Source organism: Streptomyces sp. NPDC006372 (assembly GCF_040612515.1).
Lineage (GTDB): Bacteria > Actinomycetota > Actinomycetes > Streptomycetales > Streptomycetaceae > Streptomyces.
Genome location: NZ_JBEXQJ010000045.1, coordinates 41586 through 53855, shown reverse-complemented (window position 1 = coordinate 53855; position 12270 = coordinate 41586). Strand labels below are relative to the sequence as shown.

11 protein-coding genes and 1 pseudogene are annotated in these 12270 nt (G+C 70.8%); 7 read left to right on the top strand and 5 right to left on the bottom strand.

The window, feature by feature from the left end; all coding sequences use genetic code 11:
• Nucleotides 1-984, top strand: a 984-nt coding sequence (locus ABZ016_RS38490; protein WP_356921406.1) for a cbb3-type cytochrome c oxidase subunit I, incomplete at its 5' end; no start/stop codon positions are given.
• A 5-nt stretch (nt 985-989) separates the two neighbouring features.
• Nucleotides 990-1331: a hypothetical protein gene (locus ABZ016_RS38485; protein WP_356921408.1), complete on the top strand. Its 342-nt coding sequence runs from the start codon at nt 990-992 to the stop codon at nt 1329-1331.
• A gap of 8 nt (nt 1332-1339) precedes the next feature.
• On the opposite strand, the gene ABZ016_RS38480 is transcribed toward ABZ016_RS38485, so the two are convergent.
• Nucleotides 1340-2221 (bottom strand): NAD(P)-binding domain-containing protein, encoded by an 882-nt coding sequence (locus tag ABZ016_RS38480; protein ID WP_356921405.1) that lies wholly within the window; start codon nt 2219-2221, stop codon nt 1340-1342.
• Between the two features lie 129 nt (nt 2222-2350).
• Here ABZ016_RS38480 and ABZ016_RS38475 point away from each other — a divergent pair, with 129 nt between their 5' ends.
• Nucleotides 2351-3361, top strand: coding sequence for a helix-turn-helix domain-containing protein (locus ABZ016_RS38475; protein WP_356921404.1), 1011 nt, complete (start codon nt 2351-2353; stop codon nt 3359-3361).
• A gap of 1 nt (nt 3362) precedes the next feature.
• On the opposite strand, the gene ABZ016_RS38470 is transcribed toward ABZ016_RS38475, so the two are convergent.
• Nucleotides 3363-4022 (bottom strand): TetR/AcrR family transcriptional regulator, encoded by a 660-nt coding sequence (locus ABZ016_RS38470; RefSeq protein ID WP_356921403.1) that lies wholly within the window; start codon nt 4020-4022, stop codon nt 3363-3365.
• A gap of 145 nt (nt 4023-4167) precedes the next feature.
• Here ABZ016_RS38470 and ABZ016_RS38465 point away from each other — a divergent pair, with 145 nt between their 5' ends.
• Nucleotides 4168-5424: a PQQ-binding-like beta-propeller repeat protein gene (locus ABZ016_RS38465; RefSeq protein ID WP_356921402.1), complete on the top strand. Its 1257-nt coding sequence runs from the start codon at nt 4168-4170 to the stop codon at nt 5422-5424.
• Here the strand turns inward: ABZ016_RS38465 and ABZ016_RS38460 are convergent.
• Nucleotides 5417-7276 (bottom strand): cellulase family glycosylhydrolase, encoded by a 1860-nt coding sequence (locus ABZ016_RS38460; RefSeq protein ID WP_356921401.1) that lies wholly within the window; start codon nt 7274-7276, stop codon nt 5417-5419. The two genes, ABZ016_RS38465 and ABZ016_RS38460, sit on opposite strands and share 8 nt — an antisense overlap.
• 82 nt (nt 7277-7358) lie before the next feature.
• Nucleotides 7359-9332 (bottom strand): translation factor GTPase family protein, encoded by a 1974-nt coding sequence (locus tag ABZ016_RS38455; protein ID WP_356921400.1) that lies wholly within the window; start codon nt 9330-9332, stop codon nt 7359-7361.
• Between the two features lie 186 nt (nt 9333-9518).
• On the opposite strand from ABZ016_RS38455, the gene ABZ016_RS38450 reads away from it, so the two are divergent.
• The 3 genes from ABZ016_RS38450 to ABZ016_RS38440 all read left to right on the top strand — a co-directional run bounded on the left by ABZ016_RS38450 (nt 9519) and on the right by ABZ016_RS38440 (nt 11746).
• Entirely contained in the window at nt 9519-10625 is a 1107-nt protein-coding gene (locus ABZ016_RS38450) for an XdhC/CoxI family protein (RefSeq protein WP_356921399.1), read from the top strand.
• Nucleotides 10626-11138: 513 nt separating this feature from the next.
• Nucleotides 11139-11468: a putative quinol monooxygenase gene (locus ABZ016_RS38445; protein ID WP_356921398.1), complete on the top strand. Its 330-nt coding sequence runs from the start codon at nt 11139-11141 to the stop codon at nt 11466-11468.
• Between the two features lie 125 nt (nt 11469-11593).
• Entirely contained in the window at nt 11594-11746 is a 153-nt protein-coding gene (locus ABZ016_RS38440) for a hypothetical protein (RefSeq protein WP_356921397.1), read from the top strand.
• 144 nt (nt 11747-11890) lie between these two features.
• Here the strand turns inward: ABZ016_RS38440 and ABZ016_RS38435 are convergent.
• A pseudogene (locus ABZ016_RS38435) lies at nt 11891-12016 on the bottom strand (helix-turn-helix domain-containing protein); the annotation flags it as partial.
• Nucleotides 12017-12270 lie beyond the last annotated feature (254 nt).

Here is a 12270-nt window from a genome sequence, read left to right as displayed (position 1 = left end):
CTGGAGGCGGACCGCAAGTTCGGCGCCCACGTCTTCGACTCCGCCAACGGCGGCGCCCTCCTGTGGCAACACCTCTTCTGGTTCTTCGGCCATCCGGAGGTGTACATCATCGCGTTGCCGTTCTTCGGCATCATCTCCGAGGTCATTCCGGTCTTCTCCCGCAAGCCGATGTTCGGTTACACGGGTCTGATCGGCGCGACCATCGCGATCGCGGGTCTGTCCGTGACGGTGTGGGCGCACCACATGTACGTCACCGGCGGTGTGCTGCTGCCGTTCTTCTCCTTCATGACCTTCCTGATCGCGGTCCCGACCGGTGTGAAGTTCTTCAACTGGATCGGCACCATGTGGCGCGGCAGCCTGTCCTTCGAGACGCCGATGTTGTGGGCCATGGGCTTCCTGATCACGTTCGTGTTCGGCGGACTCACGGGTGTGCTGCTGGCCTCGCCGCCGATCGACTTCGCCGTCTCCGACTCGTACTTCGTGGTCGCGCACTTCCACTACGTCATCTTCGGGACGGTCGTGTTCGCCATGTTCGCCGGCTTCCACTTCTGGTGGCCCAAGTTCACCGGCAGGATGCTGGACGAGCGCCTCGGCAAGATCACCTTCTGGACGCTGTTCATCGGCTTCCACGGCACGTTCCTGGTCCAGCACTGGCTGGGCGCCGAGGGCATGCAGCGGCGGATCCCCGACTATCTCGCGGTGGAGGGCCTGACCACGCTCAACACGGTGTCGAGCGTCTTCTCGTTCCTGCTCGGCATGTCGATGCTGCCGTTCTTCTACAACGTCTGGAAGACGGCCAAGTACGGGGAGCGGGTCACGGCCGACGACCCGTGGGGCTACGGCCGCTCCCTGGAGTGGGCGACCTCCTGCCCGCCGCCCCGTCACAACTTCGTCGCGCTCCCCCGTATCCGCAGCGAGTCCCCGGCGTTCGACCTGCACCATGCGAAGGTCGCCGCGGCGGAGCGGGAGCTGACGCTCCGGTGACCGCCATGGAGGGTCTCCCCGTGGACATGCGGGCGTTCCACAACGAGGTCGAGGGGCACCTGCTCGCCGCGGCCGCGCACGAGGAGGCGCGCGCGTCCGCCGAGCGCTTCGCCGCGCGCCTCGACTGGCTGACCGAGGCCCAGCGGCACGAGGTGGAGCGGCGGTTCGCGGCGGAGCACCTCGAACTCGCCCGGGCCTCCTGGCAGCGGACCGCGCGGCGCGGGGAGGAACTCCGGGACGAGTACGAGGCGGTGTACCGAGGCCTGCGTACACGGCTGCTGGCCGGCCTGCTGCTGGGGTTCGCGCTGGTGACGGCCGTGAGCTTCGTGGTGCTGGTGTCGGGCTAGCCGTTCGCTCAGTCCCTGGGGGCGGTCCGCAGGACCTCGATCAGGCTGGCGTAGCTGTCCTTTCCGTGGCCCGCGGCACTGGCTTTCTCCATGGCTGACTTGAGCAGTTCGGGCAGCGCGTTGTCGACACCCCGGGCCGCAGCCGCGTGGATGAGGTGGTCGATGGCCGCGATCTGCACGTCGACCGTGGCGTCGTCGCCCGGGTAGCGGCCGGCGTCGACCTGGGGCGCGTAGGTGGTGAGGAAGCGGGTCACCGTGCCCAGCCAGCGGATCGCGACGGGGGTGAAGTCGGTGGCGGGTGTCCCTTCGGCGCCGACCAGGGCGGTGCCGTGCAGCCAGCCGGTCATGGTGGACCACATCAGGCCGAGGAGGGCAGCGTCGTAGAGGGAGGCGAGGCCCGGGTCGGTGCCCAGGTGGAGCGGGTCGCCGAGGGTCGCCAGGGTGGGACGGTGGGCTTCGAAGACCTGACGGGAGCCGCTGTACAGGAACATCACGGCGGGGTCGCCGACCCCGGGCGGCGTGGTCATGATGGCGCCGTCGAGGTAGTCGGCCCCATGGGAGTGCGCCCACCGGACGGCCTCCCGGGCCTGCTCGGGAGAGCCGGAGGTGAGGTTGACCAGGGCTCTTCCCGCCAGACCTCCGGCGACCGGGTCGAGGACGGTGTACAGCGCCTCGTAGTCCAGGACACAGGCGATGGTGAGCGGGGAGGCCGCGACCGCCTCCTGGGGCGTGGCGGCCAGGCGTGCCCCGCGCTCGGCCAGGGCACGGGCCTTGTCCGGGGACCGGTTCCAGACGGTGGTCGGGTGGCCCCGGTCCACAAGCGCGGCGGCCAGTGCCGAGCCCATCGAGCCGAGTCCGAGGACGGTGACGGCCGGGTGTTCTGCGTTCATGCCCAACTCCTCGTAAAGCGTTCCCAAGTGACGTGTGGTCACGTACGACTCACGTTCGCAGCGCGCGGAGATCGGAACCAGTGACAGGAGTGACGCCATCCACCAAATTCCTGCCATAGGCTGCGGAGCATGAGTGCCGGTACCGTCGCGGTGGTCGTGACCGAGGAGATCGGGGTCCCTTCCTGGGACCTGTACGAACTGAGCATCCCCTGCACGGTGTTCGGGAAGCCGCAGCCCGACCTCGCCGACCCCTGGTACGACCTGTGGCTGTGCGGGACCGGGTCCGGAGCGGAGGACGGCCCGCAGGGGCTGAGCCTGCGCACCCGGTACGGGCTGGACGACCTGGCCGGCGCCGACACGGTCATCGTGCCCTCGGTGCCCGACCGTTGCGTCGAGGAGGGCATGCCGCTGCCGCCGGAGCTGGTCACCGCGCTGCGCCGGGCCTACGAGGCGGGTGCCCGCATGGTGTCCCTGTGCACCGGGGCCTTCGCACTGGCCGAGGCCGGGCTGCTCGACGGACGGCGCGCGACCGCCCACTGGATGCACACGGCGCAACTGGCCGAGCGCTACCCGAAGGTGGACGTCGACGCGTCCGTGCTGTACGTGGACGACGGTGATGTGCTGACCAGTGCGGGCCTGACCGCCGGGCTCGATCTGTGTCTGCACCTGGTGCGGCGCGATCTCGGCGCGCACGTCGCCAACCAGCTGGCGCGCCGCATGGTGGTGCCCGCCCACCGGCCGGGCGGGCAGGCGCAGTTCATCGAGCAGCCCGTGCCGCTGGGCGACGACGAGGGGCTGGCCCCCGTGCTCGCGTGGGCGGGGGAGCACCTCGACCGGCCCCTGACCGTCGCGGACCTGGCACGGCGGGCCGCGATGAGTCCGCGCACGTTCTACCGCCGGCTGCACGCGGCCACCGGGGCGACGCCCCTGCAGTGGCTCCTCGACCAGCGGCTCGGGCGTGCCCGGTCACTGCTGGAGTCGACGGACCTGCCGATCGAGAAAGTGGGAGAGCTGAGCGGCCTCGGCACGGCCAACAATCTCCGCCACCACTTCCTCAAGCACCTCGGGGTGTCGCCCGGCGGCTACCGGCGGGCGTTTCCCGGCGCCCAGGCGGCCGGGCGTGAGCGCCCGGGCCCCTGACTCAACCGCGCGGCGCCCATCCAGGCGGCCGCAGGATCCCCAGCAACTGCCGGACCAGTTCGTCGACGACCTCGTCCAGCGTCGCCTCGACCCAGCCGGCACTCCAGTCGTGGAGCAGGCCGTTGACGCTGCCGATGAACCCCGTCGCCGCGAGACGGTAGTCGCGGGGTGCGGCCTCCCCGCGCGCGGCTGCCGCCCGGGCCTCGGCGCAGATGAGGTCGACCCAGCCGGCCCGGCGGGCGAGCCGCTGTTCCTCCAGGCGGGGACTGACTCCGATGATCTCGACGAAGGTGATGCGGATCCGGCGCGGATCGGCCGCGAGGTTCCCGGCGTAGGCGCGGAAGATCGCGGTGGCGCGCTCGACGAGCGGCAGGTCCGCGGCTCCGGCTGCCGCCTCCAGCACCGCCGACTCGGCCCAGTCATTCACTTGGAGGTGCAACGCGGCGAGCACGTCCTCGAGGGTGCGGAACTCCTCGTAGAACTGACGGGTGGACAGGCCGGCGGCCTCGCTGAGCGCCGCGACCGTGGTGGAGCGGAAGCCGGGGCTGTCGCCGAACAACTGGAGCGCGGCGTCGAGGAACCGCCGGCGCCGCTCGGCCTGCCGCTCCTCGGCCGTCTTGCCGCCGTAGCGGCCGGTCGGCGCTCTGAGTCTGCCCGGCACCGGATCTCCCTTCGTGGTTCGAACACCGATTTTGTCGTGCACGCGGTCTTGTGGAGAAGGCCACCCCTTCCTTACTTTGCAGTAAGTTCACTTTGAAAGCACCCGTGTTCAGATTCCTCACCCCACCCCAGAGGAGGGATCAGCCATGCCTGTCTTCCGACGACGGCACCTGTGCTCCGTAACCGCCGCACTCGCCCTGACCTTCACCGTTCCCGCGACCGCCGCCCACGCGGACGCCCCGGACGCCTCCGCCGCGCTGCGCGAGGTGCTGTTCGTGGGCAACAACTGGGACGGCACCGCCGATGTCATCAAGTCGACCGGCGACTTCGGGAAGATCGGCCGGATCAACGTCATCCCCGACAAGGACGAGCGGATGGCGGAGATCAACGCCGACCCGATCAGATGGATCGCCTTCATGACGATCCGCAACAGCGTCGGCGAGGGCCACGACCAGTTCGTCGACGACATGTACTCCACGCCGGACGGCACGTCGGTGGTCGTCTCCCGGCCGAGCTTCGCCGACGTCGTCTCCCTGGACCTGGCCACCGGGCGGGTCAACTGGCGCTTCCCGGTGTCCGGTTACCGCGCCGACCACATGGCCGTCTCCCCCGACGGCAAGCGGGTCGCGGTGTCGGCGTCGACCTCGAACACCGTGCACGTGCTGGACATCGTCACCGGCAAGCAACTGGGGAAGTTCGCCACCGGCGACAAGCCGCACGAGAACATCTTCACGCAGGACGGCAAGTACATCTACAACATGGCGATCGGCGACGTGAACACGCAGACCGACGCCCCGTGGCTGGACTGGACGAAGGGCGACCGCCGCATCACCGTCGTCGACGCGACGACGTACAAGCAGGTCAAGGTCATCGACATGCGCCCGCAACTGGACGCCCTCGGCCTCAAGGACCACTCCGACGCGGTCCGGCCGGCCGTGTTCTCGCCCGACGAGTCGAAGCTGTACTTCCAGGTGTCGTTCTTCAACGGCTTCTTCGAGTACGACGTGGCCACCGACAAGATCACTCGTACGAAGACCCTGCCGAAGAACCCGGCCACCAGCGACGACCGCACCACCTTCGTCAACGACTCCCGTCACCACGGCATCTCGATGAGCCCGGACGGCAGGAAACTGTGCGTCGCGGGCACCATGGACGACTACGCCACGGTCGTCGACCGCGCCACCCTCCAGGAGGGCCCGCTCGTCACCGCCTCCAAGCCCTACTGGGCCACGGTCAGCGGTGACGGCAGGTCCTGCGTCGTCTCCGAGAGCGGCACCGATCAGGTCACGGCCATCGACTTCGCCACCGGCAAGAAGGTCGTGTCCGTACCGGTCGGCGACCACCCGCAGCGCGTCCGGCTCGGCCATGTGGCGACCGGCTGGACGAGCCCGCCGACTAGGTGACCTCCTTCGCGGCCCACGCGGCCAGCTCGGAACGGGCCGCGTCCAGCAGGTCCGCCGAGGGAGCCGCCGCCCCGTTGGTCACCAGTGCCCAGTGCAGGACGCCCGAGTCCGGCGCGGTGAGCAGCAGGCGGCGGCTCCCGGTGCCGCCGGGCTCCTGGGCGACACCGATCGGGGTCGTCGAGGTGTAGGCGGGCGGGGTGTGGGCCGTACCCAGGTCGGACACGACCGTGGTGGACGAGGCCGGGAAGCTCGCCGGCAGGTGGAGCTCGGTGGGTGCCGAGCCGCCGTTCGAGCGCCACAGCTGCAGCCCGTACTGCCCGGACCCGACCAGCCGCCGCACGTTCGGCAGCGACTCCGGCACCGGGTTCCAGGTGAGGGTCGTCCCGCCGTCCCGGGAGCGGTCCTCGTAGGTGAAGCCGACGGTCGTGCCGGCCGTGGCGCTCGGGTAGAGGCGGTCCAGGAGCCGGGCGTCCTGGCGCAGCACCGGCCTGTCCGAGTCGTCGAGGCGTACGGCGGACAGGTCCTCGTCGTTCCAGGCGTCGCCGGCGGTGAGCACCTTGTCGGGGTTGCCGTTCATCAGCTCGCGGTGGCGGCCGTTGTAGATGTCCCACTGCCACTGCGACCCGGAGAGAACCGGCCCGGAAGCCGCCGGGTCGGACCACCAGTCCGCCCCCTTGAGCCTTGAGTCGAGGGCCTGGTACATCGCTTTGAGGACCGTCGGCGCCTTGTCGGAGACGTTGCCGGCCAGTGGGTGGCCGAACTCGCTGACGACGGCGGCCGTCTGCGCGGCGGACGCCCGGTCGCGAACCGTGCGGAAGTCGTTCGCGTACTGGCCGTCGGCCGCCTTGCCCCACATGAAGACACCGGAGATGGCCTTCTGGTCGTAGAAGTGGGTGTTGAAGACGTAGCGGGGTCCGAGCTTCCCGGCGTCCAGCAGGCCGCCCTCCTGCTTCTGGAAGTCCAGGTTGGCGTTCCAGAAGAGGTTCGGCTCCACGAAGGCGGGCTTGTCCCGCCATCCGGCCGTGTCCATACGGGCCCGGAACCTCTCGTAGAACGGCCACAGCACGTCCTTCTCCCAGGCGCGGCTGGTCTGCCCGGAGTCGTACACGCCCGCGTGCGGCTCGTTGTAGGGGTCGAAGCCGACGACGCCCTTGAACTGGTCGGCGCTCAGGTGCTGCGCGACATAGGTCATGGTCTTCCCGGCGGTGGTGAGGAAGGCGTCCTGCACGCCGTGGGCGTTGTGCCAGAAGTCGTACGTGGCCCGCTTCACGGCCTCGTTCTGGGTGATGTTCTGTCCCCAGAAGAGACAGATCCCGCAGGACTCGTCGGGGTAGTTCCCGGCTTCCACGGCCCACTTGGGCGCGCCGTCGCCCGTGTACCAGCTGTCGGGGTCGAACAGGTACCGGGAGTAGAGGTCCTGGTGGAAGTCGGGGTAGACGCGGACGCCGGCGTCGAGGAAGGCCTTCATCTGGTCGGTGGCGGCGGCCAGATAGGCGGTGTCCACCTGGCCGCGCTCGGGCTCGGCGTACGCCCAGGAGAGCAGGAAGCGGACGGTGTTGCCGCCGCCCAGCGCGCGCAGCGCGGTCGCCGACTTGCGGGCGTCGGCGACCGACGCGAAGGGCAGGCCGTTGTTCTCGGCGAGCTTGGTCCCGCCCGAGACGTTGTAGCCGCGCAGCACGGTCTCGCGGCCGAACTCGTCGGTGAAGCGGCCGCCCCGCACGGTGACGGTCGGGTCGTCGAACCAGAGGGAGCCGGGAGGGGGCGCGGCGGTGGCGGGCGGTACGCCCGCCACCGACACGGAGCCGAAGAGGACAGCCAGGACAACCAGCAGACGCAGTCGGATAGTTGGCATGTCCACTACAGTCCGGCGATATCAGGACACCGTCAACACCCCTGACTCTGGAGTAAGTTCCCTCTCGGCCCGGGCGCACACCTCAACCGCCCACCCTTCGTGCCACATTCAACAAGTACTCCTTCCTGTTCAGCGGGTTGTGGTCGGTGCGTGGGCGCTCGGGGACCGTGCCGTGCGCGACGGGCGCATAGTGGGCGAAGGCGCTCTCCAGCTCGCCCTCGCCGCGGGTGAGCCCCGGCAGCCGCTGACCGAGGGCGTGCACCTCGGCCGCCGGCACGGTGCCCTCCAGGACGCAGGTGTCGTCCCGGTTCCGTGTCGTCTCGGGTACGGCCCCGAGCCCTGCCAGGACCGGCAGCAGGGCACCGAGGGTGTCGGCCGGTGCCTCGACACGGAAGCGGTGCACCGGCTCGTGGACCCGGGTGCCGGCCTGCCGCAGCGCCGCCACCAGGACCAGCGGGGTCAGACCGCGGAAGTCGGCGCCGGTGCTCGACATGCTCTTGTCGAAGCCCTGGTGGGCATGGCTCTGCCGGGGCGAGTAGCCGCTGTGCGTCATGGTGACCACGCAGTCGGGGATCCGCCAGCCGTGCAGGCCCTGGCCGAGGGTCTCGCGCAGGGTGTCCTCGACGGCCTTGAAGAAGGCGTACGGCATGGAACCGAGCTCCACCTCCAGCCGGAAACGGACGCCCGAGCCGGCGGGCGCGGGTTCGACTCGCAGTCCGACCGTCGCGAGGAACGGGTTGGCGCCCTTCTTGTTGAACTCCACGGCCTGCCCCGTGCCGAGGAGCCGTTCGACGCACAGGGGCGTGGTCTCGCGGAAGGTGACGTCGAGCCCGTACTCCTCGGCGAGGGTGGCCTGGACGACCTCCTTCTGCACCTCGCCGTAGAGGGAGACGGAGGTCTCCTGCCGCGGTTCGTCGTGGCGCAGGCCGATCAGCGGGTCCTGTTCGGCGAGTTGCGCGAGCGCGAGGTGGAGTGCGCCCCGGTGCACGCCCGGACCGGGGACGACGACCGTCTCCAGGGTGGGCGGGGCGAAGAAGTGCTCGTAGGCCTTGCGGGGTTCGCCGAGCGCGTCGCCGATCCTGATGTCTCCCAGGCCCCACAGCCGGGCGATCTGCCCGGCGCGGACCACGTCGCCGCGGGTGTCCGTGCCGTGGCCGAAGGCGCTGATCGCGGTGACGCGGCCTTCGGTGCCGTCCGCTCCGAAGGGGACGCGGTCGCGGGTGCGCAGGGTGCCGGAGAACATCCGGGCGTAGGCGACCTTCTCCCCCGCCGGGCCCCGCTCGACCTTGAAGACGGTGCCCGACACCGGCCCGTCCGCGTCCCCGCCGGCCGCCGGCAGCAGTTCCTCGACGCCCCTCAGCAGCGCGTCCACACCGGCGCCGGTGACGGCGGAGCCGAAGTAGACCGGATGGACCAGGGCCTCACGGGTCCGGTCGGCGAGGGACGTGCGCAGGAGCGCATCCGTGACGGTGTCCTCGACGTACGCCGACAGCAGGGTGTCGTCGTGCTCGGCGAGGACGTCGAGGGCCGCGGCCGCTGCGGCGCCCGGGGTGAAGCGGGCCGCACGCGTGCCGAGGCCGGTGGCCGTTCCCATGGGCACGATCGCGGGGGTCAGCCGGGCCGAGATCGACCGCAGCACCTTCTCGTACCCCGCCCCTCGTCGGTCGATCTTGTTGACGAACAGCAGGGTCGGGATGCGCAGCCGCTGGAGGGTCCGCATCAGCACACGGGTCTGCGCCTGCACCCCCTCGACGGCGGAGACGACGAGGACGGCACCGTCCAGCACACCGAGTACCCGCTCGACCTCGGCGATGAAGTCCGGGTGACCGGGGGTGTCGATGAGGTTGACCGTCACACCGTCGAGAGGGAACGAGACCACGGCGGACTTGATGGTGATGCCGCGCCGCCGCTCCAGCGCGAGGGTGTCGGTGCGGGTGTTCCCGTCGTCCACGCTGCCGATCTCGTCGATCACCCCGGCCGAATGGAGCAGCCGCTCGGTCAGGCTGGTCTTACCGGCGTCGACATGGGCGAGAATTCCGAGGTTGAGCGAGTGCACGAAGCGTCATGTCCTTCGAGGAGGGGTCCGTTCCTGGCTGGGGGGACATGAACGGAGTGCGCATCTGTGCTCCTCGGGACTCTGGGACGTCTTCGTCCCGTGCAGTGCAGCAGACCGGCCCGGCGGGCCACAACGGAATTAACCGCCGTCGGGGTACCCGGGGGGCTGCGTGGAAGGAGGCGGATCGTGCGGGACATCCTCCCGGTGCTCGGCCGCTGGTACGCGGCCCGCCACCCGTTCGGCCTCGCCACGGTCGTCCAGGTCAGCCGCAGCGCGCCGCGCGACCCGGGTGCGGCGATGGCCGTGGGGCCGGACGCGGAGGTCGTGGGCAGTGTGTCCGGCGGCTGTGTCGAGGGTGCGGTGTTCGAGCTGACGCGGGACGTCGTGGCGAGCGGCGCGGCCCGGCTGGAGAGCTTCGGCTACGGCGACGAGGACGCCTTCGCCGTCGGGCTGACCTGCGGCGGCGAGATCACCGTGCTGGTGCGGCCCGTGACGGCCGAGCTGGATCCCGCCTTCGGTGACGTCGCCGAGTCGGTCGCGGCCGGAGAGCCGGTGGCGGTGGCCACGGTGACCGGCGGTCCGGCTCCGCTCGGAGCGAGCCTCGCCGTCTGGCCGGACCGGGTCGCGGGCACGCTCGGCACGAGCGGCCTCGACGCCGCCGTGGCCGCCGACGCGCGCGGCGAGCTCGCCCTCGGCGCGACCGGCCTGCGGCACTACGGGCCGGAGGGGCAGCGCCGCGCGGACTCCGTCGGGGTGTTCCTCCAGTCCTTCGCGCCGCCGCCGCGGATGCTGGTCTTCGGCGCGATCGATCACGCCGCGGCCGTGGCCCGCATCGGGGACTTCCTCGGCTACCGCGTCACCGTCTGCGACGCCCGCCCCGTCTTCGCCACGCCCCGGCGCTTCCCGGAGGGCGTCGAGGTGGTCGCGGAGTGGCCGCACCGCTATCTGCGCCGCACGGACACCGACGAGCGGACGGTGGTCTGCGTCCTCACGCACGACCCCAAGTTCGACGTCCCGCTGCTCCAGGAGGCACTGCGCCGGCCGGCCGCCTACATCGGGGCGATGGGCAGCCGCCGGACCCAGGCCGACCGTGCGGAGCGGCTGGCCGAGGCCGGGCTCACGGAGGACGAGCTGTCCCGGCTGCGCGCCCCGGTGGGCCTCGACCTCGGGGCCCGTACGCCCGAGGAGGTGGCGGTGTCCGTCGCGGCCGAGATCGTCGCGCTGCGCTGGGGCGGCAGCGGCGTACCGCTGACCGCCACGGAGGGAGCGGTGCATCCACGCCGCTCCTCCTGATCACCCGCACCGCCCCCTCGATCGGCTCACAGCCCGGGCAGCGGCTGTTCGGTCCACACGGTCTTCGGTGGCGAACGCCAGGTGTTCCAGCCCCCACTGAGTAAGTTGGGTCGTGGCGAGCCCTCTGGCCTGTGCCGCGGCGGTCGGCCCTCCCGGCAGTTGCCGCGACATCCTCCGGTGGCAGCACCCGGTGCGTGCGATGAGAAGGGCGATGTCGTCAGCGGGCTGTCCGGACACGAGGGACTCGACGACGGCCCGGCACGTCTTCTCCAAGGGATCCGCCGGCTGAGCACTGTCATCCGCCCCTGTTCTCCGCGGGCGGCCGGCAACCGTCGTGACTCGGACCCGGGTGTCGTGGCTCCTTGCTCCACGATGGATCCGCCCTGCCGTCCACGCCACAGGGCGGCGAGCAGGTCACGGGGTTCGTACGATCGTGTCGCCGGAGCCCTGTGTTTCCGTCGGCTCGGCGGAACTCAAGCACGGCCCGGCTGCCACATGAGCGAAGGGAATCCCATGATCTTCATCACTGCGAAGTTCCGAGTCCGTCCCGAGCACGCCGACCGCTGGCCCGAGATCACCGCTGACTTCACCCGGGCGACGCGCGCCGAGCCCGGCTGCCTGTGGTTCGACTGGTCGCGCAGCGTGGACGAGCCGACGGAGTACGTCCTGGTCGAGGCCTTCCGCGACGACGAGGCCGGGGCCGCACACGTGCAGTCCGCGCACTTCAAGGCGGCGCAGCAGACTCTGCCGCCCCATCTGGTCGAGACGCCGCGCATCGTGAACGCGACGATTCCGCAGGACGACTGGGCGCTCCTCGGGGAGATGGGGGTCGGGCAGCAGTAGACCCCCGCCGTCGGCACGGCACGTCTCCTCGGGGGGTTCCGGACGACGGCGGATCTGCGGAGCCCGGCGTCCGCCCAGGTGGGCAGGGCCCGGGACGCCGCACCGCGGCCCGGCGGTCCGCGGCCGTGCACACGGATGCTTCCGTCCGCGACCCCCCGCCGGATGTCCTCCTCGACGCCGGTCCGCACGAGGCTGAGATGCTCGGCCATCACGCCCTTGACCCCGTCGGCGCTGCCGACCGCCTCGACGAGGAGCACCAGCAGCGCGCGCGCCCGTAGCCCCGGTCCGGGTTCGGCCAGACGGGCGAAGAACTGGTCGAGTTTGGCCAGTACGGCTTCGAGCCCACTCAGCCGTGCGTATCCGGGCCGGGCCCGGAGCACGTCGATGAACGTCTCGCGGATATCGGCGACCACAGCCTCCACGAGCCCCGCCTTGGAAGTGAAGTGGTAGTTGACCATGCCTCGGCTGACGCCGGCACGGTCACCGACCTTCTTCACCGTCAGACCGCGGTAGCCCTCCTCCGCGAGGATCTCCACCGCCGCCTCCAGGAGTCTGCGGCGGGAGGCCTCTCGCTGCTCGTCACGCCTGGTCGCGGGGCGCGGGGTTGCCTCGGTCGGTTCGCTCGTCGGACCAGAAGTATGCCATTGCCGGTCCGGACCCTCGGCCTCCCGACGGCGACATCATGATTCGGCCATTTCAGGGTCCGTCCGTGGACACAGGAAGGTCTGAATGGAACGCTCCCTCCAGACCGTGGGCGGCACCAGGAGACGCGCCCCCCGGCGCGCCGACGCTCTTCCCCGTA